The sequence below is a fragment of the Streptomyces sp. NPDC001514 genome, assembly GCF_053597075.1.
The window spans coordinates 179,354-204,079 of record NZ_JBSFHO010000007.1; the positions used below are offsets into that span (position 1 = coordinate 179,354).

Below are 24,726 nucleotides of genomic sequence, written 5' to 3' on the forward strand. Positions count from 1 at the left end.
GCTCAGAGGGTGCCCGGCATCGGCAGGTGAACCCCGCATGTCCGTCCTCGAACGCCGGACAGGTCCTCGAACGCCGGACAGGCTGAGTGCGCCCGGGGGCGGGGCCGGCGCGGCCCCGCCACCCGGCACGGCGTCACGCCTTACGCGTGGCCCGGACCTTGCGGACCGGAGCCGTGGCCGTGGCCGCCTTCTTCGTGGCGGTGGAGTTCGCCGCCACCACCTTCTTCTTCGCGGCCGTCTTGCGGGACTGCGGCGGCACCGCGTCGCTGATGCGCTCCGCGCTGAGGATGTCCCGCAGGAACTTGCCGGTGTGGCTCGCCGGGACCCCCGCGACCTCCTCGGGGGTGCCTTCGGCGATGACGAGGCCTCCGCCGCTGCCGCCCTCGGGGCCCATGTCGACGACCCAGTCCGCGGTCTTGATGACGTCCAGGTTGTGCTCGATGACGATCACCGTGTTGCCCTTGTCGACCAGGTTGGACAACACCTTGATCAGCTTCGAGATGTCCTCGAAGTGCAGACCGGTGGTCGGCTCGTCGAGCACATAGACCGTGCGGCCCGTGGACCGCTTCTGGAGCTCGCTCGCCAGCTTGACGCGCTGCGCCTCGCCGCCCGACAGCGTCGGTGCGGACTGGCCGAGCCGGACGTACCCGAGACCCACCTCGTTGAGCGTCTTCAGATGGCGGGCGATCGTCGGGACGGCCTCGAAGAAGTGCAGGGCCTCCTCGATGGGCATGTCCAGCACCTCGGCGATCGACTTGCCCTTGTAGTGGACCTCCAGGGTCTCCCGGTTGTAGCGCGCGCCGTGGCAGACCTCGCACGGGACGTACACATCCGGCAGGAAGTTCATCTCGATCTTGATGGTGCCGTCACCCGCGCAGTTCTCGCACCGCCCGCCCTTGACGTTGAAGGAGAAGCGGCCGGGCAGATAGCCGCGCACCTTCGCCTCCATCGTCTCGGCGAAGAGCTTGCGGACGTGGTCGAAGACGCCGGTGTACGTCGCCGGGTTGGAGCGGGGCGTACGGCCGATGGGCGACTGGTCGACGTGCACGACCTTGTCGACCAGGTCGTCGCCGTCGACCCGCGTGTGCCGCCCGGGCACCGACTTCGCGCCGTTGAGCTCGCGCGCCAGGTGCGTGTACAGAATGTCGTTGACCAGGGTCGACTTTCCGGAGCCGGAGACTCCGGTGACGGCCGTGAAGACCCCGAGCGGGAACGACACGTCGATGTCCCGCAGGTTGTTCTCCCGGGCGCCGTGCACCGTCAGCCGGCGGGTCGGGTCCATGGGGCGCCGGATGTCCGGCGTCGGGATGGACCTCTTCCCGGACAGATAGAGCCCGGTCATCGACTCCTTGTTGCCCAGGAGTTGCTTCAGCGGTCCGGAGTGGACGACCTTGCCGCCGTGCTCGCCGGCGCCCGGGCCGATGTCGACGACCCAGTCGGCGGTCTTGATGGTGTCCTCGTCGTGCTCCACGACGATCAGCGTGTTGCCCATGTCCCGCAGCCGGACGAGCGTTTCGATGAGGCGGTGGTTGTCGCGCTGGTGGAGGCCGATGGACGGCTCGTCCAGCACATACAGCACACCCACCAGGCCGGAGCCGATCTGCGTGGCGAGCCGGATGCGCTGCGCCTCGCCACCGGAGAGCGTGCCCGCCGCGCGGTTCAGCGAGAGGTAGTCGAGGCCGACGTCGACCAGGAAGCGCAGCCGCTCGTTGACCTCCTTCAGCACCCGCTCGGCGATCTTCTTGTCCCGGGCGTTGAGCCTGAGCTCGCCGAGGAACTCGGCGCACTCGCTGATCGACATCGCGGAGACCTCGGCGATGGACTTCTCCATGACCGTGACCGCGAGGACGATCGGCTTGAGGCGCGTCCCCTCACAGGTCGGGCAGGGCACCTCGCGCATATAGCCCTCGAAGCGCTCACGGCTGGCGTCGCTCTCGGCCTCGCTGTGCCGCCGCCGGACGAACTCGACGGCGCCTTCGAACGCCGGGGTGGTGTACGCCCGCTCCCGTCCGTACCGGTTCCGGTACCGGACCTCGACCTGGGTCTTGTGCCCGTACAGCAGGGCCTTCCTGGCGCGCAGCGGCAGCCCTGCCCAGGGCATGTCCGTGCTGAAGCCGAGTGCCTGGGCGAGCCCGCCGATCAGCCGCCCGAAGTACTCCTTGGTGTGGCCGTGGGACCACGGGTGGATCGCGCCCTCGTCGAGCGACCGCTCCTCGTCGGGGACGATCAGGTCGGGGTCGACCTCCATGCGCGTACCGATGCCGGTGCAGTCCGGGCAGGCGCCGAAGGGCGAGTTGAAGGAGAAGGAACGGGGCTCGAGCTCCTCGAACGACAGGTCGTCGTACGGGCAGTACAGATGCTCCGAGTACATCCGCTCGCGCTCGGGGTCGTCCTCGGGGAGGTCGACGAAGTCGAGGACGACCATGCCGCCGGACAGGCCCAGCGCGGTCTCGACGGAGTCGGTGAGCCGGCGCTTGGCGCTCTCCTTGACGGTGAGGCGATCGACGACCACCTCGATGGTGTGCTTCTCCTGCTTCTTCAGCTTGGGCGGATCGGTGAGCTGGACGGTCTGCCCGTCGACCCTGGCCCGGGCGTAGCCCTTGGTCTGGAGGTCGGAGAAGAGGTCGACGAACTCTCCCTTGCGCTCGCGCACGAGCGGCGAGAGCACCTGGAAGCGGCTGCCCTCGGGCAGCTCCAGCACCCTGTCGACGATGGCCTGCGGCGACTGGCGCGAGATGGGGCGGCCGCACTCGGGGCAGTGCGGCTTGCCGATGCGGGCGAAGAGCAGCCGGAGGTAGTCGTAGACCTCGGTGATCGTGCCGACCGTCGAGCGCGGGTTGCGCGAGGTGGACTTCTGGTCGATCGAGACGGCCGGGGAGAGGCCCTCGATGAAGTCGACGTCCGGCTTGTCCATCTGCCCGAGGAACTGCCGGGCGTACGAGGAGAGCGACTCGACGTACCGGCGCTGTCCCTCGGCGAAGATCGTGTCGAACGCGAGCGACGACTTGCCCGACCCCGAAAGCCCGGTGAAGACGATGAGTGAGTCACGCGGGAGGTCGAGCGAGACGTTCTTGAGATTGTGCTCGCGAGCGCCACGGACGATGAGACGGTCGGCCACGCCGGGTCCGCACCTTTCTTGAGTCTTGAGAGAGGTCGTGAAGAAGTGGGGGACGGCCCCGTCCCGGACTGCTCCAGGCTAGGGGCGCCACCTGATCGATGACGGCCGGACGGATGAATGCCTGACTACCAAGGATGCCTCTACCGAGCCTATAGCACGCGCATTCGATTTTCGGGCGCCCTCCACCACCTTCACCCGAACGTGTGGCGGGGCTATCGTCTTCCCCATGATCGATCCTGTGCGCGACCTGGCCGCCGTGCGTGAGGCGACCGACCGGCTCCTTCACGCAGCCTCCGGACTGGACAACGCGGCGGTCGCCGAGCCGTCACGGCTCACCGGCTGGAGCCGTGGCCACGTCCTCGCCCATCTCGCCCGTAACGCCGACGCACTCGTCAACGTCCTCGAAGGCCGTCCGATGTACGTGAGCGGCGAGGCCCGCGATGCCGACATCGAGCGGGACGCGCCGAGGCCGCTCTCCGTCCAGCTCGACGACGTACGCGACAGTGCCGCCCGTTTCCAGGCCGCCGGCGCCGGGGACGCCGACTGGTCCCGCACCGTCGAGCTGCGCAACGGGGTGAAGGACGCGGCGGCCCGTATCCCCTTCCGGCGCCTCGTCGAGGTCGAACTGCACCACGTCGATCTCGGCATCGGCTACGAGCTGGAGGACCTCCCGGCGGATTTCGTGGAGCGCGAGATCGACTTCCTCACCGAGCGCTTCGCGGGGCACAAGGACGTACCGTCCACCGCGGTCGTCGCCGACGACGGCCGGACGTGGACCACGGGCGGCGGCGCCGACGGCGGGCCCGTCACCGTCAAGGGCCCGGCGCCCGACCTGCTCGGCTGGCTGGCCGGCCGCCGGGACGGCTCGGCACTGGAGGTCACGGACGGACCGCTTCCGGAGCTGCCGCCGCTGTAGTCGGTGCTGCCGCCGCCGTAGTCGGCTGAGTACGCTGACCCCATGACATACAGCGGAGCGGTCAAGGTCGGCGGTCCGGCGGAAGTCCACGAGCTGGCGGACCTGATGATCTCCAAGGTCGCGGTCGGGCCGATGAACAACAACGCGTATCTGCTGCGCTGCCGGACGACCGGCGAGCAGCTGCTGATCGACGCGGCCAACGAGTCCGAGACCCTGCTCACGTTGATCGGTGACGACGGCATCGCGTCCGTCGTCACCACCCATCGGCACGGCGACCACTGGCAGGCGCTGGCCGAGGTGGTCGAAGCCACGGGCGCGCGCACGTACGCGGGCCGGTACGACGCCGAGGGCATCCCCGTGCCCACCGATGTGCTCCTCGAAGACGGCGACACCGTCCGGGTCGGCCGGGTCGAGCTCACCGCACGCCATCTGGTCGGCCACACCCCGGGGTCCATCGCCCTGGTCTACGACGACCCGCACGGCCATCCGCATGTCTTCACCGGTGACTGTCTCTTCCCCGGTGGGGTCGGCAACACCCACAAGGACCCCAAGGCGTTCGCGAGCCTGATCCACGACGTGGAGACGAAGCTCTTCGACCAGCTCGCGGACGAGACCTGGGTCTACCCGGGGCACGGCAACGACACGACGCTCGGCGCCGAGCGGCCGCATCTTCCGGAGTGGCGCGCCCGCGGCTGGTGAATTCACGCCCGGGTTCCCGCCGGGCGCCGATGCCGTTCCATGCCGCGCTTCCTCACGCCCCCGTAACCGTGGGCGATCACGGGTAGTTGGCGCGACATGCGCAAAAGTCACGCTCCGTTGCCTACTGCTTCTTCCGAGCCCTCCGCTTCCTCCGGCCCCTCCGATTCCTCCGCTGCTGTTCCCGCCGTTTCCCTGCCGCGGCTCGCCGCGGCCTCGCTCGCCGGGACGGCCGTGGAGTTCTACGACTTCTTCGTGTACGGCACCGCCGCCGCCCTGGTGCTCGGGCCGCTTTTCTTCCCGACGTTCTCCCCGCTCGCGGGGACGCTGGCCGCTTTCGGCACGTTCGCGGTCGGCTTCGTCTCGCGTCCGCTCGGTTCCGTACTGTTCGGGCACATCGGCGACCGCCACGGGCGGCGGCCGGTGATGTTCGCCTCGCTGCTGCTGACCGGGCTGGCCACGGTCCTGGTCGGCTGTGTCCCGTCGTACGCGAGCCTCGGCGTCGCCGCTCCCGTACTGCTGCTGGTGCTGCGCTTTCTGCAGGGGCTCGGGCTGGGCGGCGAGTGGGGCGGTGCCGTGCTGCTGACCGCCGAGCACGCACCCGCCGCCCGGCGCGGGCTGTGGGCGAGCTTCCCGCAGATCGGGCCGGCCGTCGGATTTCTGCTGGCCAACGGGGTGATGCTGGCGCTGTCGGCAGGACTGGGAGATGCCGAGTTCCGGGAGTGGGGCTGGCGGGTGCCGTTCTGGGCGGCGGGGCTGCTCGCGGCGGGCGGACTGCTGCTGCGCCGCTCGCTGGCGGAGACTCCGCAGTTCCGGCAGATCAGCGAACCCGCCAGGCTTCCGCTGGCCGAGGTACTGCGCGGGCACTGGCGGCTGGTGCTGCTGACCGCCGGGGCGCTGGCCGTGGGGTACGCGGTCTTCTACGCCGTCTCCACCTGGTCTCTCTCGTACGGCACCGAGCGGCTCGGCGTCAGCCGGACGGCCATGCTCACGTGCATCATGGCGGCCGTGGCGATCAAGGGTGCCGCCACGCCCTTCGTCGCCATGCTCGGCGACCGCTACGGGCGGCGACCGCTCTGCCTCATCGGGTGCTCCGCCACCGCGCTGTGGATGTTCCCCATGGTGGCGCTGCTGCAGACCGGCGAGCCGCTGCTGATGTTCGCCGGGTTCCTGGGCGCCATGCTGGCGTTCATCACCATGTTCGCGGTCGTCGCGGCATATCTGCCGGAGCTGTACGAGCCGAGGGTGCGGTGTACCGGCGCGGCCGTCGGCTACAACCTCGCGGGTGTCCTGGGCGGCGCGCTCACACCGATCGTGGCCACGGCCGTGGCGGGCGGGAGCGGCCCGCCGTGGGGTGTCGCCGCGTACCTGACCGGGATCGCCCTGCTCAGCCTGGGGTGCTTTGCACTGCTGCCGGAGACCCTGCCGGAGCGGGCGGCGGTGGTGGAGCCCGCGGAGGAGGGAGCGGCCGCCTGAGCACCGGTCGCGGCCGCTGCGCCCGCCGTCGACCGGGCCGTGGTGCGCCGTGAACGGGAACACCGGCCGCGTTGCTGGGCAACCCGGCCGGTGTTCTGTCGTGTACGTCGCGTGGAGCCGCTGCCGTACGCACAGGCGCGCGGGTGCGCGGGTGCGCGGGCGCGCCCGTCGCCTTCCGACGCTCGAGGTGCGTCAGGCGTCGATGCTGTCCTTCTGCGCCGTGTCGCCTGCCCCGGCAGCCGCCTTCCCGGCGGCCTCGGCCGCTTCGCGCTCCTCCTGCTTCTTGGAGGCGATCAGGCTGGTGATCGTGGTGATGATCAGCACGCCGCAGATGAACGCCAGCGAGAACGGGATGGAGATCTCGGGGACATGGACCCCCGACTCGTGCAGCGCGTGCAGCACCAGCTTGACGCCGATGAAGCCGAGGATCACCGACAGGCCGTAGCTCAGGTGGACCAGCTTCTTCAGGAGTCCGCCGATCAGGAAGTACAGCTGGCGCAGGCCCATCAGCGCGAACGCGTTGGCCGTGAAGACGATGTACGGGTCCTGGGTCAGGCCGAAGATCGCGGGAATGGAGTCCAGCGCGAACAGCACGTCGGTGGTGCCGATGGCGAGCATGACGACCATGAGCGGGGTCAGCACGCGCTTGCCGTTGACGCGGATGAAGAGCTTCGTGCCGTAGTACCGGTCGGCGACGCCGAACTTCTTCTCGATGGACTTGAGGAGGCGGTTCTCCTCGAACTCGTCCTTCTCCTCGTCGGAGCGCGCCTCCTGGATGAGCTTCCAGGCGGTGAAGATCAGGAACGCGCCGAAGATGTAGAAGACCCACGAGAAGCTGGCGATGATCGCGGCGCCCGCGGCGATGAAGATGGCCCGCAGAACGAGTGCGATCAGGACGCCCACGAGCAGCACCCGCTGCTGGAGGTGGGACGGCACCGCGAACTTCGCCATGATCAGGACGAAGACGAAGAGATTGTCGACACTGAGCGACTTCTCGGTGATGAAGCCCGCAAAGAACTCGCCCGAGGCCTGGGTCTCGCCGGCCATCAGCAGACCGAGGCCGAAGAGTGCGGCGAGAACGATCCAGACGACCGTCCAGATTCCGGCTTCCTTGATCGACACATCGTGCGGCTTGCGCCCGATGAAGAAGTCGACCGCGATCAGGGCGACCAGACCGAGAATGGTCAGCCCCCACAGGGTCCATGAAACGTCCACTGCGCCTCCGGCGTCGTACGGCTACTGATCAGCGTCGTCGCTGCCGGAGGTCTCTTCCACCCGGGCGGCCTGCTGCCGCACCACGGGCCGGCGCCCCGGGACCGGTCATGTCCTGTCCGTCCGTACTGACGGGCACGCCGCACGTGGGAGTACTCCCCTCCGTGCAAAGAAGATTACAGGAAAGACCAAAGAAAGGTAAAGGAGAGGGTAATGTAAGCGTCAAGTACGCAGGTCAGTGGCTTTGCGGTGGGCTTGTCCCCGGGTGTGCTCGCCGGGCTCAGCGGCGCCAGGTCCGGCGCGCCTCGGCGACCTGGGCCAGCACCTGCTGGAGGACCTGGCTGCCCGGCGGGATGCGCGGCGGCTCGTACGTCCACGAGTGCTGCACCCAGGGGTCGGCGAGGTGGTCGTCCGGGACCGGGGTGATCCGGAGCAGGGAGCGCCAGAGCGGGTCGAGTACCGGGCCGTACGCGCTCGCGTCCTCGCGGTCGGCGACCATCAGCAGATGGACGCCGACCGCGGGGCCCTCGTCGGCGAGATAGCGCAGCTGGGTGACGGCCCGGTCGTCGAAACCGTGCGGGAAGTCGTTGACGATCAGCAGCTGCTCGGCGGTGTCCAGGTCCGGTGGCAGGGCATCGGCCGCACCGCCCCGCACCGCCATCTGTACGAGGTCGACGCGCTGGGTGAGCTTCGCGAGCACGGACGAGACGCCCTGCGCACCTGTGGCAGGCGGCTGGTCCAGCACCCCCGAGTGCACCAGCGGGGCGAGCGAGGCCGTCGCGGAGCCGGCTGGGTCGATGACATGGACCGTGAACTCGCCGGCCGGGTATACCGCGAGCAGCCGGGCGGCGTGCGCGACCGCGGTGTCCATGGCGAGCCGGCGTATCTGCCCCTCGTCCATCAGCGACGCCGCCTCGGACGTGGCGCGGCCGCTGTCGACCCAGAGACCACGCTCCAGCGGAAGCCGGATGAGCATGGGGATGCGCAGCTCCGGGCGCTCGGGGAGGTGCAGGTCCCCGAGGCGCAGGGCCATCGGGATCTCCATCGGGACGCGGTAGGCGTGCCAGACGGGGTTGTCCCAGCGTGCGAAGGCGGCCGGCAGGGCGGGCTCGACGACATCGGACTCGGCGGCGAGCTGGGCGAGATCGCGGTCGAGGACCTCGCGGGCCTGCTCGGTCAGCTTGTCGTGCTTGGCGCGGGCCGCCGCGCGGGCCGCGTCCCCGGAGCCGGCGATGCGGCTGCGCGGGTCGGAGAGGGCGCGGTCGAGCTCCTGGTCGAGCCGGGACTCGGCGAAGTCGACGGCGCTGCGGTACGCCGCCGTGGTGCGAGCCAGGTCCTCGAACATGCCCCATACCTGGTTGTACAGCCGCTCCTCCATGGACCAGCCGGTGGCGTCCCCCGCGACCGGGGTGGGGGGCCGGCCCGGCTCGGCGGGCGGTGCGGCCGGGGGCGGCGGCGGGGGTGCGACCGACTGCCTGCGGGGGTGCGTGTAGTTGATGGGGCCGTCGTGGGGCTGCGCCGGGGGCTGGGGCGCCGGCTGAGCCGGCGGCTGGGTAACGGGTCCCGGCGCGGGACCGGGCTCGCCGAGCGTGCCGCTCGCGGCCGTCGCCGCGCTGTGCCGCACCTCCGTCGTACGGGGCGGGGGCGTCCCGACCGTACGGGCGAGGCCGGGCGCGACGGCCTCCTGGATGGCGGCCGCCAGCTCACCGGCGCGGCCGAGGCCCTGGTCGGCCAGGAGGGCGGCGAGGCCGCCCGCGTATCCCTGGCCGATGGCGCGGACCTTCCACGCGCCCTGGCGGCGGTAGAGCTCCATGGCGACGACGGCGGACTCCGCGTCCAGGCCGGTGATGGTGTAGTTGGCGATCTCAGTGTCGTCGGGGCCGGTGACGGCGACGAACGGCGCGGCGACGGAGCCGAAGCGAACCGGGAGTCCGGGCCCCAGGGGCAGCGCGAGCAGCACCGTCACCCGGTGCACGGCCGCGGGCACGGCGTCGAGGTCGACGGTGAGCCGGTGGTCGGCGGTGGCCTGTCGGGAGACCTCGACCCCGGGGAGGGCCGGTTGGCCGGGGTGGGCGACCCATTCGGTGCCCGGCACCCTGCCGTCCTCGTCGCCGAGCGTGGCGCCGGTCACGACCGGTTTGCCGGCCGACACCCGGATCTCGAGTCGGGTGTGGGGCAAAGGATGGTTCTGCCCCCTGACCAGCTCGGCCGTCATCGCCTCTGTCCCCTCGTTGCCTCAGTGCCTCGGTGGTGAGCGGTGCAGCTCCCGGCGGCCTGCTGCCTCCGGGAGCTGCGTGGTCACGACGTACGGAAGCCGTGCCTACAGGTGCGGCAGGATCGACGGCATCAGGTCCTGGAACGTACGGCCGTTGGCCGGGTTGCCGAGGGCCGTCATCTGCCAGCCGGAGCCGGCGCGGTGCACCTTCGCCATGATCTGCGCGGTGTACTGCCCGCCGCCGTCCAGGGTGTAGCGCGCGAGCTCCTGGCCGTTGGTCTCGTCGACGATGCGGCAGAACGCGTTCTGCACTTCCTGGAACGTCTGGCCGGTGAACGAGTTCACCGTGAAGACGATCTGGTCGATGTGGACCGGAACGCGCTGCAGGTCGACGAGGATCGCCTCGTCGTCGCCGCCCTGGCCGGCACCGCCGACCAGATTGTCACCGGTGTGCCGGACCGAGCCGTCGTCGCTGACGAGGTGGCGGAAGAACACCACGTCGACCGGCTGCTTGTCGGCGAAGAGCACCGCCGATGCATCCAGGTCGATCTCCCGCGTACGCGAGCCGAACAGACCGCGCCGGGGCGCCGCCTGCCAGCCGAGCCCCATCCGCACCGCGGTGAGGGTGCCGCCGCCCTTCTTCTCCAGGCTGATGGCCTGACCCTTGGTCAGATTGACGCCGGGGCCTCCGGGCGTACCGCCCTTGGATACGTCCACCACGCGCTGTCCCCTCTCCATGGTTCCCCCGCAACCGTCCGTGTGTGCGGTTGTGCCGTACCCTACGCAGTCGCTCCGACAGCGCAGCAGACTTGGGCAGCTTTTGTGTCGGTCTTGAAACACAGCTGCCGGTACGTCAGGCCAGGCCGGTTTCCTCGGGCCCCAGCCGTCCCCCTCGTCAGGCCAGGCCGGCCTCCTTCATCTGCCGCAGCTCCCTCTTGAGCTCGCTGACTTCGTCCCGCAGCCGGGCGGCGACCTCGAACTGGAGCTCCGCCGCCGCGGCCCGCATCCGGTCGGTCATCTCCTCGATGATCCCCGCCAGTTCGGCGGCCGGGCGGTCGCTCGTGATCTCGCCCTTCTTGGCGGCGGCCTTGCCGCCCTTGGCCCCCTTGACCGCGTGCGCCGCCAGCGACGGCACCGGCGCCTTGGCGCCCTTGCCCTGGCGGAAGCCGGTACCGAGCAGCTGCTCCGTGTCGACCTCCTCGCGGGCGATGGTGGCCACGATGTCGTTGATCTTCTTGCGGAGCGGCTGCGGATCGATGCCGTTCGCCTTGTTGTACGCGATCTGCTTCTCGCGGCGCCGGTTGGTCTCGTCGATCGCCTTCTCCATCGCCGGGGTGATCTTGTCGGCGTACATATGGACCTGGCCGGAGACATTGCGCGCCGCACGGCCGATGGTCTGGATGAGGGAGGTGCCGGAGCGCAGGAAGCCCTCCTTGTCGGCGTCGAGGATCGCGACCAGCGACACCTCGGGGAGGTCGAGGCCCTCACGGAGCAGGTTGATGCCGACCAGGACGTCGTACTCACCGGAGCGCAGCTCGCGCAGCAGCTCGACACGGCGGAGCGTGTCGACGTCGCTGTGCAGATAGCGGACCTGGATGCCGAGCTCCAGGAAGTAGTCGGTGAGGTCCTCGGCCATCTTCTTGGTGAGCGTGGTGACCAGGACGCGCTCGTCCTTCTCGGTGCGCTTGCGGATCTCGTGCACCAGGTCGTCGATCTGACCCTCGGTGGGCTTGACGACGACCTCCGGGTCGACGAGGCCCGTGGGGCGGATGATCTGCTCCACGAAGCCGTCGGAGCGCGAGAGTTCGTACGTGCCCGGGGTGGCGGAGAGGTAGACGGTCTGGCCGATCCGCCCCTGGAACTCCTCCCACTTCAGCGGCCTGTTGTCGAGCGCCGACGGGAGCCGGAAGCCGTGCTCGACGAGGGTCCGCTTGCGGGACGCGTCGCCCTCGTACATCGCGCCGATCTGCGGGACCGTCACGTGCGACTCGTCGATGACGAGGAGGAAGTCCTCCGGGAAGTAGTCGAGGAGGGTGTTGGGCGGGGTGCCGGGGGCGCGGTCGTCGAAGTGCATCGAATAGTTCTCGACGCCGGAGCACGAGCCGATCTGGCGGAGCATCTCGATGTCGTACGAGGTGCGCATGCGCAGCCGCTGGGACTCCAGCAGCTTGCCCTGCTTCTCCAGCTCGGCGAGTCGCTCCTCGAGCTCGCGCTCGATTCCGTTGATCGCTTTCTCCATGCGCTCCGGCCCGGCCACGTAGTGACTGGCCGGGAACACGTAGAGCTCCTGGTCGTCGCTGATCACCTCGCCCGTGAGCGGGTGGAGCGTGGAGAGCGCCTCGATCTCGTCGCCGAACATCTCGATGCGGACGGCCAGCTCCTCGTAGACCGGGAAGATCTCGATGGTGTCGCCGCGGACCCGGAACGTGCCCCGGGTGAACGCCAGGTCGTTGCGCGTGTACTGGATGTCGACGAAGCGGCGCAGCAGCTGGTCGCGGTCGATCTCCTCGCCGACCTTCAGCGGCACCATGCGGTCCACGTACTCCTGCGGCGTGCCCAGGCCGTAGATGCACGAGACGGAGGCGACCACGACGACGTCCCGGCGGGTCAGCAGCGAGTTCGTCGCGGAGTGGCGCAGGCGCTCGACCTCCTCGTTGATCGAGGAGTCCTTCTCGATGTACGTGTCCGACTGCGGGACGTACGCCTCGGGCTGGTAGTAGTCGTAGTACGAGACGAAGTACTCCACCGCATTGTTCGGCAGGAGCTCGCGGAACTCGTTGGCCAGCTGGGCGGCCAGCGTCTTGTTCGGCGCCATGACCAGGGTGGGGCGCTGGAGCTTCTCGATCATCCAGGCCGTGGTCGCCGACTTGCCGGTGCCGGTCGCACCGAGCAGGACGACATCCTTCTCACCTGCGCGGATGCGTTGGTCGAGCTCGGCGATGGCCGTCGGCTGGTCACCGCTGGGCCGGTAGGGGCTGACGACCTCGAAGGGCGCCATCGTGCGTTCGATCTGGGAAACGGGCCGCATGGAACCACCGTACGACCCACCACTGACAGCCGGGCCGGATCCCGGCTCAGCAGTCGGCGGTCGGCCGTCAGCGGTCAGCGGTTGCGGGAGCGGTGGGAGGCGCGGCGTGCGGACCTGGAGGGCGCCGACCAGTTCGCCGGCTCGCCGTACGAGGGCAGCTGCCGCTCCGCCGGTACGCCCGTCCGGGCCCTGCGCCCGGCCGTCCTCCGCCCGGTCCGGGGCTGCTGCCAGTCGGGTTCGCCCATGACGAGCAGCGGGTCGAACATGACGATCACGCCCGCCAGGACCAGGAAGACCGCGGGACCGATCAGCATCGGGGCGATGAGCGTGGCGGGAGAGTCGCCGACGGAGTCGGGCAGGACGGTGCCGTGCAGATGGACGTCGACGGCGGCCATACCGGTGTAGTGCATTCCGCTCACGGCGACACCCATCACCAGGCTGGCGCCGAGGCTCGGCAGGAAACCGTGGATGGACACGGCCGCCCAGAGGGCGCAGGTGGCCGCGACGACGGCGATCACGACGGAGAGGGCGACGGTGAGGGTGTCGTACTCGAGCCGGCCCTGGAGCTGCATGCCGGCCATCCCCAGATAGTGCATGGACGCGATGCCCAGGCCGGTGATGGTGCCGCCGGTGACCAGGGCCATCGCTGTCGCGCCGCGGTAGCCGACGATGAAGATCCCGATGCCCGTCATGACGACGGCGACGCCGAGGCTGGCGAAGGTCGTCGGCCGGTCGTAGCTGATCGGGGCCTCCGCGACGGTGAAGCCCATCATCGCGATGAAGTGCATGGTCCAGATCCCCGAGCCGATGGAGGTGGCACCGAGCGCCAGCCAGCCGGCCTTGAAGGATCCGCTGTTGCGTATGGATCTGGTCGTGCAGCGCAGCCCCAGGGCGCCGCCGAGGCAGGCCATGAGATAGGCGGCCACAGGTGTGACGACGCCGTAGGTGAAACCGTCGACTGTGCCCTGCATTCCTCTGCGTCCTTCGCCCCTTGTGCCACCCGTACCCCCGCGTGCCCCCGTCGAGGAGCCCTGTCGGGGGCGAGAGTATGGCGAGCGGGACGGCAAGCAAACATCGGGGCCCGGATTCGCAGGTCGGGGCCGTTGTCAGTGGGCGGTCGTACGGTGGTCCGCATGAACAGCTTCGAGTGGACCGTGGTGGGTTCGGACATCGGGCCGCTGCTGCTCGCCGCCACCGGGGAGGGGCTGGTGAGCGTGGTCTTCCATGCCGACGCGCGGGTGCGGGACAAGGCGCTCGGGCAGCTGGCCGCGCGACTGGGCGCGGAGCCGGTCGAGGTCGCGCGGGGACACGGGGCGGAGGTCGCGCCGGGGGACGGGGCGGAGCGCGGGGTGGACGACGGTTCGGGCGACGGGTCCCGGGCCGTGGCGGACCCGGTTCTGCTGGCCGAGCCGATACGCCAGCTCGCGGAGTACTTCGCGGGGAGGCGCCGGGACTTCGAGCTCCCGCTGGACTGGTCGCTGTCGTCCGGCTTCAACCGCCAGGTGCTGCGCGAGCTGGCGTCCGGCGTGCCGTACGGCTCGGTCGTCGGGTACGGCGACCTGGCCGACCGGGTGGGCCAGCCCGGCGCGGCGCAGGCGGTGGGCGCGGCCATGGGGTCGAATCCGCTGCCGGTGGTGGTGCCGTGCCACCGGGTGGTGGAGAAGGACGGGGGCCTCGGGGGCTTCGGGGGCGGACTGGAGACGAAGCGGAAGCTGCTGGCGCTGGAGGGGGTGCTCCCGCAGCCCCTCTTCTGAGGAGCGGGGCCGGCGAGAGGTTCCCTGTGGCCGTAGGTAACTGGCACACTGCCGCGATGACCAGTACATCTCATGACCTGCCCCGCGCGGTCAACCGGTGAGCGCCGGGAAGAAGACCACGGTGACAGGGCGGGCCGCCGTCGGTGCCGCCGATCTTCCCGCGCTGCGGCGGCGGATCACTCCCGTCCTGATCATCAGCCAGATCCTCGGCGGGCTCGGGGTCGCCACGGGCATCGCCCTGGCCACGGTGCTGGCGCAGGAGATGAGCGGGACCGAGGCGCTGGCCGGGCTCGCCCCGACCGCGTCCGTCGCCGGGACTGCCCTGCTGTCCGTGCCGCTCGCCGCGCTCATGACCGCACGCGGGCGTCGGCCGGGGCTGGTGCTGGCGTATCTGATCGGGGCGGCCGGTGCGGGTGTGGTGGTCCTGGCCGCGGTGATCGGGAACTTCCCGCTGCTTCTGCTGGGGATGGCGGGATTCGGCGCGGCCTCTTCGGCCAATCTGCAGGCGCGGTTCGCGGCGGCTGATCTGGCGGAGCCGGACCGGCGGGCGCGGGCCATCTCCACGGTGGTGTGGGCGACCACGATCGGCGCGGTGCTCGGGCCGAACATCGCGGCGCCGGCGGGGCGGAGCGTTTCCGGGCTCGGGATACCGGCGGCGGCCGGCCCGTTCCTCTGGGCGGCGGGCGTGTTCCTGATCTCGGCGCTCGTCGTCGCACTGCTGCTGCGGCCCGACCCGCTGCTGACGGCGCGGGCGCTGGTCCCGGCCGAGGACGGTGGGCGGGAAGGGCGTTCCCTGCGGGCCGGTGTGCGAGCGGTGCGGGAGTCCGCGCGGGCCCGGCTCGCGCTCGTCACCGTCGCGGCCTCGCACACCGCCATGGTCTCGATCATGTCGATGACTCCGGTCGCGCTGAGCCACCATGGCGCGGGGATCGAGCTGATCGGCCTGGTCATCAGCGGCCATATTGCGGGCATGTACGCGTTCTCGCCGGTGATGGGCTGGCTGTCCGACCGACTCGGACGGCTCTCGGTGATCGGCCTCGCCGTGGGACTGATCTCGTGCGCCGCGCTGCTTGCAGGTACGGCAGGGGCAAGCCACGCCCGTACCGCGGCAGGCCTGTTCCTGCTCGGCCTGGGCTGGTCCGCGGGTCTCGTCTCGGGCTCCGCGCTCCTCACGGACTCCGTACCCGGACCCGCCCGCGCCGCGGTCCAGGGTCTCTCCGACCTGACGACGAACGCATCGGCGGGCATCGGCGGGGTGGCGGCGGGCATCATCGTCGCGCAGGCGGGCTACGGCTGGCTCAACGCGATCGGGGCCTGCCTGCTCCTCCCGCTGGCCGCCCTGGCCCTCCTGACCGGCCACCGCGCCTCACGGGCCGCCCGGGCCTCGCATCCGCATGCTCGGCACACCGCGGCACGTTCGGACGCCCCCAGCCTCAAAGACTGATGTGGTAGGCCGTCCGCAGCGTCAAAGACTGATGTGGTACGCCTTCCGCAGCGTCTCGTGCACCGTCCAGGTCGTGCGATCACCCTCCCGCAGCACGCAGGCGTCTCCCGGCCCGACGTGCAGGGTGTCGCCGCCCTCGACCTCGATCGTGGCGCTGCCGCTCACGACGACGAAGAGCTCGTTGGCCTCGGTGTCGGTCACCACGCCCGGGGTGATCTGCCAGATGCCGCGGAGCTGCTTGCCGTCCTCGGACTCCCACAGCACCTTTCCGGTCACGACCGGATCCCCGGAGACGATCTGAGCGGGGTCGAGCGGCTCGGCCTCCAGCTCGGCGTCCGGGATGTGCACGACGAACGAAGGGGAAGCGGGTGTGGCGGCGGTGTGATCAAAGGTCGTCATGGCGCGTCACCTTAGCGGGGGCGGGCGGGCACCGTGCGATCAGGACAGGCTGGAAGTAGCCGGTACGTTCCGGCTCCCGCCACTCGGCCGCGCGAAAGCCCGCGCGCTCGACGAAATCCGTTGTCTGCCGGGCGGTGAGCGCCCAGTAGCGGGCGCGCCGGACGCGGGTGGTCCACTCCCCGTCCGCCGCCGGGCGCAGCTGGAACAGCTCGAAGTCGTAGCGCTCGCCGTCCGCGTCCCAGTGCCACAGCTGAAAGGTCACCGCCCGCCCTTCGGGTATCTCCCTGACGTACGGAGGGGTGGCTGCGGGGCGCTCGGCGCGGAGCCGGTCGTACGGACGTGTCGTCAGGAGCAGAAGCCCGCCGGGGCGCAGCACGCGCCGCATCCCGCCGAGCGCCGTCAGCACATCGTCCGGAGTGAGCAGATGGGGAAGGGAGTTGTCCGCACAGACGACGACATCGAAGGCCGCGTCCCGGAAGGGCAGCATCCGCATGTCCGCTGCTCCGGTGGCGAGCAGCAGGCAACGCGCGGCCGCCTCGCGGCCCGCCCGTGCGGCGGCCGCCGGGCTGAGATCGGTGCCGGTGACCCGGTGCCCACGGGCGGCGAGACCGAGGGCCTGGGTACCGATTCCGCAGGAGCAGTCCAGTACGTCGTACGGCACTCCGGGGCCGAGCGCCTCGGCGATCAGGGCGTCCAGGGCCTCTGCCTGCCGGGTGATGCTCGCGTCCCAGTCGGCGTACATCAGGTCGTAGTCGGCCGCAAGATCGTCGTAGAAGTGCCGGGCCCGGGCGCCGTGCTGCGTCATGTGCCCACGGTAGTGGTGCTGGACGGAACGGTGCGGAAACGTTTGCGCAGTGAGTTTGCGTGCCAGGGATGGGGACATGCCCGAGACCACACTGCTGTTGTCGGAAGAGGTGCGGGAGGCGCTGGACGCGCGCCGGCCCGTCGTCGCCCTGGAGTCCACGATCATCGCGCAGGGGCTGCCGCGCCCACGCAACCTGGCGGTCGCGGAGGAGCTGGAGTCACTGGTCAGAAGCGGGGGCGCGGTGCCGGCGACGATCGCCGTGCTGGACGGGCGGGCCCATGTCGGCCTGGACAAGAGCCAGTTGGAGCGGGTCGCCACGGACCCTGAGGTGCGCAAGCTCGGCCACCGCGATCTCGCGCCCGCGCTCGCGGTGGGAGCGAGCGGGGCGACGACGGTGTCCGCCACCGCGTTCCTCGCCGCCCGTGCCGGGATCAGGGTGTTCGCGACGGGCGGGCTCGGCGGGGTGCACCGGGAGTGGACCACGACCCAGGACGAATCGGCGGATCTGCGCCTGCTGGCGCAGACCCGGATCGCCGTCGTCTGCGCCGGGGTGAAGTCGATCCTCGACGTCCCGGCGACCCTCCAGCGACTCGAGACCCTGGGCGTCGGCGTCCTCGGATACGGCACCGACCACTTCCCCGGCTTCTATCTGACCTCCTCCGGGGAACCGGTCGACTGGACGGTCCGTACGCCGGAGGAGGTGGCGGAGGTGATACGCGCCCAGGATGCCCTCGGCGGCCCGGACACGGCACTGATCGTCGCCCGGCCCGTGCCCGAGGACGAGCAGCTCGACCCTCGGCTGCACGACCGGGTGCTGGCGGAGGCGCTGGACGAATGCCGGGAGCGGGGCATCACGGGCCAGGCGGTCACCCCCTTCCTCCTCGACCATCTGATGCGGCGCACGGGGGGCGCGTCCCTGGAGGCGAATCTGGCGGCCGTACGCGGCAATGTGCGGCTGGCCGCACGGATCGCGGCGGCGCTGTGACGCGTCCTGCCGCCGCGGCCGGTGCGGCCGGTGCGCTGCTGGTGATCGGGGACGTGGCCACCGATGTCGTCGCCCGGCACGGTTCGGCGCTCGCGCACGGGACGGACACGGCGGCCGAGATACGCACCCTGCCCGGCGGCGCCGGCGCCAACGCCGCCTGCTGGGCCGCGCACTCGGGCTGTACGGACGTTCGGTTGCTCGGCCGGGTCGGCGCCGATGCCGCGTCCTGGCACGACAGGCACCTGCGCCGGGCGGGCGTACGCCCGCTCCTGGTGCCCGACCACGAGGCGCAGACGGCCACGGTCGTCGCGCTCGTCGACGCGCACGCCGAGCGCACGTTCCTCACCGACAGCGGGGCCGCCCTCCGGATCTCGCCCGCCGACTGGTCGCCCGCCCTGCTCGACGGGGTCGGCCGGCTCCATCTGTCCGGCTATCTCTTCTTCGCGCGGCCCAGCCGGGAGCTGGCCGTCCTCGCCCTCGCGGACGCCCGCGAGCGGGGCGTCCCGGTGAGCGTGGACCCGGCGTCGGCGGGCTTCATCGCCACCCTCGGCGTGGACCGCTTCCTCGCGGCGGCCGCGGGGGCGGAGGTGCTGCTGCCCAACGCCGACGAGGCCAGGCTCCTCACCGGCATCCCGGACCTCGCCGACGCCGCCGCGAAGCTGAGCCTTCAGGTGCCGCTGGCCGTCGTGACCCTCGGCGCGGGCGGGGCACTGGTGGCCGAGTCGGGCGCGCTGACGGCCCGGGTGCCGCCGCTCCCGGCGAGGGCGGTCGACTCGACGGGCGCGGGCGACGCGTTCACCGGTGCGTTCCTCGCCGCCCTCCTGGCGGGTGCGGACCCGGCGGCCGCCGCGCACGAGGGCTGCCGGGCGGGAGCACTCGCCGTGACCTTGCACGGGGGCCGCCCGCCGGGGCCGGGCGACACACGTCCCTGAGGCACGGCACGGCTCCCTGATTCCTGCCCCGAGGATCGCCCGAGTACGGCTACGCCCTCCACGGGTTGTTCCACGCCGGGTGGCGCGGGTCGTCGGTGCGGACGACGACCTCCGCGGCCTCGTCCGGGCCGACCTCGCGCTCGTACCGCTCGAACGCGGGCAGCGTCCATCGCTGCGCCTCGTCGGTGCGGCGGCGCAGGGCGCCCGGCGAGAGCCTCAGGTGCAGGGTCAGGTCGAAGGGGAACCAGCACCCGAGCAGCAACGGTCCGTGCAGCACCAGCACGCCGCCCGGCGGGAGTTCATGGTGCGGGCTGCGCGTCGCCCGGTCGGTGACCGGGTCCCACAGGTCCGGCAGCACTCGTCCGGACCCGCCCGGCTCCAGCGGCCCGAACACCTCACGCCAGAGCGCGCCGGTGTCGAACCAGCCCTCGTAGTACGTGTCCGGCTCCTCGCGACCGTACTCGTACCGCAGCGAGGCGGGCCGCAGAAACCCCTCCGTACCGACCACGAGCACCGAACGCCCGCGCACCCGCAACGCCTCGGCGAGCGCCCCCGCCGCCGCGCCGGTCCCGGCTGCGGGGGCGCCGTCGACGGCGATGCGCAGCCAGGGGCTCCCGTCGCCGGACCTGGTCTCCATGACCTGGTCGGCGACGATCTCGGTCAGCCGTTCCCAGGTGATCGGTTCGAGTCGCACCGGCCCATCATGTCTTCTCCCCCGGCGCAGGGCCGGGTCACGTCCCCACGCCTGCCGAAGCCGCGGCGCCGCGCAGTGCTGCCGCGAGCGGTCCTTCGCCGGAGACGCCGATGCGCCCGTCCCGTACGCCCTCCTCGACGGTGAGGCTGCCCCGGCTCACGGCGAGACACGTGTCCGCGTCGAGTTCGAGCCGCGTGGCGGCGGTGCCCGCGGCCGTCACCGGGCCGTCACCGTACACGGAGCCGGACGCGGAGGCGGACGCAGAGCCGGACGCGGAACCAGCCCCGGACCCACCCCCGGACGCGGACCCGTCGCCCCCGACCCGTACATGGAACGCACCCTCGGGCAACCGGACTTCGACGACGTCCGCCACACCCATGCCCTCCAGACGGCGCAGCAGCGGCAGGGCGAACCAGTGCGCCCGCACCGCATCCGTGGGCCTGCGCTCGGCCAGTTCGGGTGCTCCCCACTCGGCCAGGGCGGTCACGACCGGGAGCAACGCCCTGCCGCGCCCGGTGAGTTCGTAGACAAAGGCGGAGACAGGAGCGGGAAGGCGGTGTCGCGTGGCCAGGCCGTCCCGCTCCATGTCCTTGAGGCGCGAGGCGAGGACGTCCGTGCTGACCCCGGGCAGATCGGCATGCAGATCGGTGTACCGCCGGGGCCCCGCCAGCAACTCCCGCACGATCAGCAGGGTCCAGCGGTCGCCGACGGCGTCGAGGGCACGGGCGGCGGCACAGTACTGGTCGTAGCTTCGGCGGCGCGGAGGACGTGGCATGCGACGCAGTCTAGACATGTTGTTGGACTTTCCAAGCTCCAGCTTGGTAAAACCAAGTAACACCGTTTCTGGGGAGGCCACGGCATGGAGTTCCGGCAGTCGAGCAAGCTCAGCGAGGTCTGCTACGAGATCCGTGGCCCGGTGATCGAGCATGCGAACGCACTGGAGGAGGCGGGCCACAGCGTCCTGCGCCTCAACACGGGAAACCCCGCGCTCTTCGGCTTCGAAGCGCCCGAGGAGATCGTCCAGGACATGATCCGGATGCTCCCGCAGGCCCACGGCTACACCGACTCCCGGGGCATCCTGTCGGCGCGGCGCGCCGTGGCCCAGCGTTACCAGTCGCTCGGGCTCACCGAGGTCTCCGTCGACGACGTCTTCCTCGGCAACGGCGTCTCCGAGCTCGTCTCCATGGCGGTGCAGGCCCTGCTGGAGGACGGCGACGAAGTCCTCATCCCGGCGCCCGACTTCCCGCTGTGGACCGCCGTCACGACCCTCTCGGGCGGAAAGCCCGTCCACTATCTGTGCGACGAGTCCGCCGACTGGTACCCGGACCTGGACGACATGGCGTCGAAGATCACCGACCGGACCAAGGCCGTCGTGATCATCAACCCCAACAACCCCACCGGTGCCGTGTATCCGCCCGAGATCATCGAGGGCATCCTCGATCTGGCGCGCCGGCACCAGTTGATGGTGTTCGCCGACGAGATCTACGACCAGATCGTGTACGACGACGCCGTCCACCACAGCACGGCCGCCCTCGCCCCGGACCTGGTCGTCCTGACCTTCAGCGGGCTCTCGAAGACGTATCGCGTGGCCGGTTTCCGCTCGGGCTGGCTGGTCGTCACCGGCCCCAAGCAGCACGCGCGCAGTTATCTCGAGGGGCTCACGATGCTGGCCTCCATGCGGCTGTGCCCCAACGCGCCCGCGCAGTACGCCATCCAGGCCGCGCTCGGCGGACGCCAGTCCATCCATGAGCTCACCGCACCCGGCGGGCGGCTGCACGAGCAGCGCGACCGCGCGTGGGAGCGGCTCAACGAGATCCCGGGGGTCTCGTGCGTGAAACCGAAGGGCGCTCTGTACGCGTTTCCGCGCCTGGACCCCAAGGTGCATGCGATCCACGACGACGAGAAGTTCGTGCTGGATCTGCTGCTGCGCGAGAAGATCCAGGTCGTCCAGGGCACCGGCTTCAACTGGCCGCGCCCGGACCACTTCCGGATCCTGACCCTCCCGTACGCCGACGATCTCGACGCCGCGATCAGCCGTATCGGGCGTTTCCTGAGCGGATACCGCCAGTAGGCGGCGAGGGGCCGGAGACGGGAACGGGTCGATCGGCCCTGAGACGGGAACGGGCCCGGGGGTCCGGAGACGGGAGCGGGCCCGGGGGCGTAGCCGGCCCCCGAGCCCTGTTGATGCCACTCACATTCACACGCCGGCACGCTTGAGAACCCAGGTCAGTCTTCTCGTCGCCGCGTCTTTCCTTTCGACCACCGCAGATCGAGCTCCGCGGGCCGGAGTCGAACCGGCATCTCGACGCACTGGGGGCCCGGGCCCGGTCGATCCGGCGATGAGCGGCGAATGCTGAGTCTGGAGCGAGAGTCTGAGATTCATCGCGGTCTGCCTCTGCCGATTGGGCCACCCCGGCCCGTAGGTGCCGGGGGGAGGATTCGAACCTCCACTGGAACCGCGTGGTTCACGACAAGCTTCAGCTTCAGCTTTGCGCTCCTCGCGCACCCCGGCCATGGTGCTGCGGCCGGGGAGTCTGTGGTGCGGCTACCCGAAGAGGTAGCCGAATACGGCGTCACCCACCCTCTGGTCGGTGACCTCCGCGCTGTTCGCCTCCTCGCGGGCGAACTTCACGGCCTGCTGGAGCTTCTCCACGCGGTCCAGCAGTTCGTTGACCCGGCGGGCGGGCAGCGCACCGGAGAACTTCACCGTCGTCCAGTACCCGACGGGAATGTCCTCGTAGTACACCTCGACCTGCGCCGGGTGCTTCTCGGTGGCCTCCGCCTTCACGTGGTTGCGGGGCACCTTCTTCGTACGGACCGTCTTGACCGGCTCGGTCTTCCAGGAGTCCGTGGAAGGGTCCTGCGTCCAGGACTCGGCGGCATCCAGCACCGGCAGCTTGCGCACGAAGGTGTTGATGTCCGTGAGCTGCTTCTCCAGGAAGAGGAGGTACGCGACGGGCACATCGGCCACCAGCACCCGGCCGTCGACGGAGATGTCGGCGCGGGCCGCGCAGTTCGCCCAGTCCTTGGTGGCGGTCACGTCGAACAGCCTGGTCAGCGTCTTCGCGGTGTCGCGCAGCACATCCTCGGCCTTGACCTGGACCAGCGTGGACTCGGGCGGAAGCTGCTCGCCCTCTTCGTCCTTGGGCTGGTACGTCCGGGAGATACCGGCCAGCAGCGCGGGCTTCTGGAGGCCGTGATGAGCCGCCGTGAGGTCCTGGTGCGCCTTGGACTTGACGCCCTTCTCCACCGCGATGATCTGATTGAGTTTCGCCACGTCCAGGAACGTAGCAAGACCAACGTCCGCTTCTCGAACGAATATTGGACGGGGAGGCGGGCCGGCAGCAGCCTGGCATGCGCGCGCAGGAGAGGTACGGGGAGCGGGAGGTGGGTTCGGGGTGACGGATCCGCTGGTGGTCGTCGAGCCGCTGAAGGCGCGGCGCTGTGCCGAGTGCCGACGGGGGCCGCTCGAGCGGATGGTCCTGGAGTTCAATGCGCCGCGCTGTCTGGACTGCGCGGACCTCGGGCACCTCGTCTTCCTGCCGCGCGGGAACGCGGCGCTGACCCGGCGGGCGCGCGAGGCGAGTGCCCTCTGGGCCGTCGTCGTGCGGCACAACAAGCGCCGTACGCGGTACGAGCGCCAGGGCCTGCTCGTCGAGGAAGCCGCGCTCGCCCGGGCCGAGGCGGCGTGCCTGGCCGACGCGGACGTACGGACCCGCCGCCGGGTGCGCGACGCGGCGCGGCGGGCGGCGGAGGACGTGCACTTCACGGGCGTGCTGACCGCGGAGATCCTGCGGCTCTTCCCGGGCTGCCCGCTCGACCGGGCGCTGGACATCGCGGCGCACACGTCGGTGCGCGGCAGCGGGCGCGTGGGGCGGACCGCGGCGGGCCGTGCGCTGGACGAGGGGGCGGTGACGGCGGCGGTGCGTGCGTCCGTACGCCATCTGGACACGCCGTACGACGCGCTGCTGATGCAGGGGGTTCCCCGCCATGAGGCCCGCGCGCGTGTGGCGCCGGCGATCGCGGCCGTGCTCGCCGCGTGGCGCGGCTGAAGCGTCACAGCGGCTGAAGCGTCACAGCGGCTGAAGCGTCACGGCAGCTGAGGCGTCACCGAGGCGCGTGTTCCACATTGCGGTCTCGCATGACGGACGAGAGGGGCACCGGTTTTCGATCCGGGCCCCTCTTTCCGTGCCGTCCGGATGCTTCATCCGCCGGCTCTAGGCGTCGTGGGCCGCGGGGCGGAAGCGGCGGTAGAGGATCGCGCCACCAAGGATCAGGGCGGCACCGGCCGGGACGGCAAGGCCGATACCGGTCGGGGTGCCGGTCTCGGCGAGGTGGCCGGGGCCCGGCCGGGGCTGGTGAACCGGTTCTGCAGGGCGCGTCTTCGGCGGGGTCACCGGCCTCGGCGCGGCCGGAGGCTTTCCGGGCGAGTTCGAGGACGAGTTGCCGGTGGACGCATTGCCGATGCCGACGACGTTGACCGAGTTGCCGGTGACGTTCACGGGCACATCGACGGGAAGCTGGATCGTGTTGCCGGAGACCACCCCGGGAGAATCCTTTCCGCTTCCCCTGGCGACGGCGCCGCCGCCGTGCCCACTCTCGGCCGCTCCTTCGTTCTCGCAGCTGTTGCCGACGGCCGGATTCAGCAGACCGACCACGTTCACGGTGTTGCCGCACACATTCACCGGGACATGCACCGGGAGCTGAATCGTGTTCCCGGAGATCAGGCCCGGTGACCTGGTGGCGCTTCCGTGCGCACCCGAGTCGGCGTGGGCGGCCCCGGCCGCGGCAAGGGCGCCGCCCGTGACCATCACTGCGACCAGACCTGTTCGGCGAATCTGCCTCATTGGTTCCTGCCTTCCGGAGGATGAACACGGGTACTCACCCGCACCGGAAATAACGCGATTGCGCCAATCAGGTTATGGCCGACAATCCTTTCACCCGATCGAGCGGACAACCTGTCGAACTGCTCTGCATCGACAGGGCGTTCACACTGCTGTCGTCAGCGAGGACCACCGCCGTGCCCGGCGATCGTGGTCAGCATGTCCGCGG

At 70.7% G+C, this 24,726-nt stretch carries 21 protein-coding genes and 1 tRNA gene; 9 read left to right on the plus strand and 13 right to left on the minus strand.

Annotated elements, in window-relative coordinates; genetic code table 11:
• Nucleotides 1-133 precede the first annotated feature (133 nt).
• Nucleotides 134-3,118 (minus strand): excinuclease ABC subunit UvrA, encoded by a 2,985-nt coding sequence (uvrA, locus tag ACWCXB_RS10855; RefSeq protein WP_450721273.1) that lies wholly within the window; start codon nucleotides 3,116-3,118, stop codon nucleotides 134-136.
• A 226-nt stretch (nucleotides 3,119-3,344) separates the two neighbouring features.
• On the opposite strand from uvrA, the gene ACWCXB_RS10860 reads away from it, so the two are divergent.
• The 3 genes from ACWCXB_RS10860 to ACWCXB_RS10870 all read left to right on the plus strand — a co-directional run bounded on the left by ACWCXB_RS10860 (nucleotide 3,345) and on the right by ACWCXB_RS10870 (nucleotide 6,206).
• A complete protein-coding gene (locus ACWCXB_RS10860; RefSeq protein ID WP_450721275.1) occupies nucleotides 3,345-4,034 on the plus strand; it encodes a maleylpyruvate isomerase family mycothiol-dependent enzyme in 690 nt (229 codons plus the stop codon).
• Nucleotides 4,035-4,076: 42 nt separating this feature from the next.
• Nucleotides 4,077-4,733, plus strand: coding sequence for an MBL fold metallo-hydrolase (locus tag ACWCXB_RS10865; protein WP_450721277.1), 657 nt, complete (start codon nucleotides 4,077-4,079; stop codon nucleotides 4,731-4,733).
• A gap of 192 nt (nucleotides 4,734-4,925) precedes the next feature.
• Nucleotides 4,926-6,206: an MFS transporter gene (locus ACWCXB_RS10870; protein WP_450721365.1), complete on the plus strand. Its 1,281-nt coding sequence runs from the start codon at nucleotides 4,926-4,928 to the stop codon at nucleotides 6,204-6,206.
• 192 nt (nucleotides 6,207-6,398) lie between these two features.
• Here the strand turns inward: ACWCXB_RS10870 and ACWCXB_RS10875 are convergent, their stop codons facing one another.
• From ACWCXB_RS10875 to ACWCXB_RS10895, 5 genes are all read right to left on the minus strand, one after another.
• The gene (locus ACWCXB_RS10875; RefSeq protein WP_450721279.1) at nucleotides 6,399-7,421 is read right to left on the minus strand and encodes a TerC family protein; all 1,023 of its coding nucleotides are present in this window, start codon (nucleotides 7,419-7,421) and stop codon (nucleotides 6,399-6,401) included.
• A gap of 277 nt (nucleotides 7,422-7,698) precedes the next feature.
• Nucleotides 7,699-9,633 carry a TerD family protein gene (locus tag ACWCXB_RS10880; protein ID WP_450721281.1) on the minus strand — a complete coding sequence of 645 codons (1,935 nt, stop codon included), beginning with the start codon at nucleotides 9,631-9,633 and terminating at the stop codon, nucleotides 7,699-7,701.
• 105 nt (nucleotides 9,634-9,738) lie between these two features.
• Nucleotides 9,739-10,305: a TerD family protein gene (locus ACWCXB_RS10885; RefSeq protein WP_283297706.1), complete on the minus strand. Its 567-nt coding sequence runs from the start codon at nucleotides 10,303-10,305 to the stop codon at nucleotides 9,739-9,741.
• Nucleotides 10,306-10,528: 223 nt separating this feature from the next.
• Nucleotides 10,529-12,661, minus strand: coding sequence for an excinuclease ABC subunit UvrB (gene uvrB, locus ACWCXB_RS10890; protein ID WP_450721283.1), 2,133 nt, complete (start codon nucleotides 12,659-12,661; stop codon nucleotides 10,529-10,531).
• 74 nt (nucleotides 12,662-12,735) lie between these two features.
• Nucleotides 12,736-13,632 (minus strand): MHYT domain-containing protein, encoded by an 897-nt coding sequence (locus tag ACWCXB_RS10895; RefSeq protein WP_450721285.1) that lies wholly within the window; start codon nucleotides 13,630-13,632, stop codon nucleotides 12,736-12,738.
• A 162-nt stretch (nucleotides 13,633-13,794) separates the two neighbouring features.
• On the opposite strand from ACWCXB_RS10895, the gene ACWCXB_RS10900 reads away from it, so the two are divergent.
• Nucleotides 13,795-14,415: a methylated-DNA--[protein]-cysteine S-methyltransferase gene (locus ACWCXB_RS10900; protein WP_450721287.1), complete on the plus strand. Its 621-nt coding sequence runs from the start codon at nucleotides 13,795-13,797 to the stop codon at nucleotides 14,413-14,415.
• Between the two features lie 97 nt (nucleotides 14,416-14,512).
• Nucleotides 14,513-15,859, plus strand: coding sequence for an MFS transporter (locus ACWCXB_RS10905; RefSeq protein ID WP_450721289.1), 1,347 nt, complete (start codon nucleotides 14,513-14,515; stop codon nucleotides 15,857-15,859).
• A gap of 21 nt (nucleotides 15,860-15,880) precedes the next feature.
• Here the strand turns inward: ACWCXB_RS10905 and ACWCXB_RS10910 are convergent, their stop codons facing one another.
• Together ACWCXB_RS10910 and ACWCXB_RS10915 are read right to left on the minus strand one after the other, a co-directional pair.
• A complete protein-coding gene (locus ACWCXB_RS10910; RefSeq protein WP_450721291.1) occupies nucleotides 15,881-16,258 on the minus strand; it encodes a cupin domain-containing protein in 378 nt (125 codons plus the stop codon).
• Nucleotides 16,245-17,063 carry a class I SAM-dependent methyltransferase gene (locus tag ACWCXB_RS10915; RefSeq protein ID WP_450721293.1) on the minus strand — a complete coding sequence of 273 codons (819 nt, stop codon included), beginning with the start codon at nucleotides 17,061-17,063 and terminating at the stop codon, nucleotides 16,245-16,247. The genes ACWCXB_RS10910 and ACWCXB_RS10915 overlap by 14 nt, the downstream gene beginning before the upstream one ends.
• A gap of 76 nt (nucleotides 17,064-17,139) precedes the next feature.
• Between ACWCXB_RS10915 and ACWCXB_RS10920 the strand changes: the two genes are divergently transcribed.
• Nucleotides 17,140-18,048, plus strand: coding sequence for a pseudouridine-5'-phosphate glycosidase (locus ACWCXB_RS10920; RefSeq protein ID WP_450721295.1), 909 nt, complete (start codon nucleotides 17,140-17,142; stop codon nucleotides 18,046-18,048).
• Nucleotides 18,045-18,980, plus strand: coding sequence for a carbohydrate kinase family protein (locus ACWCXB_RS10925; RefSeq protein ID WP_450721297.1), 936 nt, complete (start codon nucleotides 18,045-18,047; stop codon nucleotides 18,978-18,980). Before ACWCXB_RS10920 ends, ACWCXB_RS10925 begins: the two co-directional genes overlap by 4 nt.
• Nucleotides 18,981-19,029: 49 nt before the next feature.
• Here ACWCXB_RS10925 and ACWCXB_RS10930 read toward each other — a convergent pair whose 3' ends face one another.
• On the minus strand, nucleotides 19,030-19,674 hold the full coding sequence (locus tag ACWCXB_RS10930; protein WP_450721299.1) for a uridine kinase: 645 nt from the start codon (nucleotides 19,672-19,674) through the stop codon (nucleotides 19,030-19,032).
• Nucleotides 19,675-19,711: 37 nt separating this feature from the next.
• The gene (locus tag ACWCXB_RS10935; protein WP_450721301.1) at nucleotides 19,712-20,467 is read right to left on the minus strand and encodes a winged helix-turn-helix transcriptional regulator; all 756 of its coding nucleotides are present in this window, start codon (nucleotides 20,465-20,467) and stop codon (nucleotides 19,712-19,714) included.
• Nucleotides 20,468-20,533: 66 nt separating this feature from the next.
• Here ACWCXB_RS10935 and ACWCXB_RS10940 point away from each other — a divergent pair, with 66 nt between their 5' ends.
• A complete protein-coding gene (locus tag ACWCXB_RS10940) occupies nucleotides 20,534-21,745 on the plus strand; it encodes a pyridoxal phosphate-dependent aminotransferase (protein ID WP_450721303.1) in 1,212 nt (403 codons plus the stop codon).
• A gap of 353 nt (nucleotides 21,746-22,098) precedes the next feature.
• On the opposite strand, the gene ACWCXB_RS10945 is transcribed toward ACWCXB_RS10940, so the two are convergent.
• Nucleotides 22,099-22,186 (minus strand) — tRNA-OTHER (locus ACWCXB_RS10945).
• Nucleotides 22,187-22,219: 33 nt separating this feature from the next.
• Nucleotides 22,220-22,951, minus strand: a complete 732-nt coding sequence (locus tag ACWCXB_RS10950; protein WP_450721305.1) for a DUF7873 family protein — start codon at nucleotides 22,949-22,951, stop codon at nucleotides 22,220-22,222.
• A gap of 121 nt (nucleotides 22,952-23,072) precedes the next feature.
• Between ACWCXB_RS10950 and ACWCXB_RS10955 the strand changes: the two genes are divergently transcribed.
• A complete protein-coding gene (locus ACWCXB_RS10955; RefSeq protein ID WP_450721307.1) occupies nucleotides 23,073-23,726 on the plus strand; it encodes a DUF2293 domain-containing protein in 654 nt (217 codons plus the stop codon).
• Between the two features lie 165 nt (nucleotides 23,727-23,891).
• On the opposite strand, the gene ACWCXB_RS10960 is transcribed toward ACWCXB_RS10955, so the two are convergent.
• A complete protein-coding gene (locus ACWCXB_RS10960; RefSeq protein ID WP_450721309.1) occupies nucleotides 23,892-24,521 on the minus strand; it encodes a chaplin in 630 nt (209 codons plus the stop codon).
• Nucleotides 24,522-24,726: the final 205 nt, after the last annotated feature.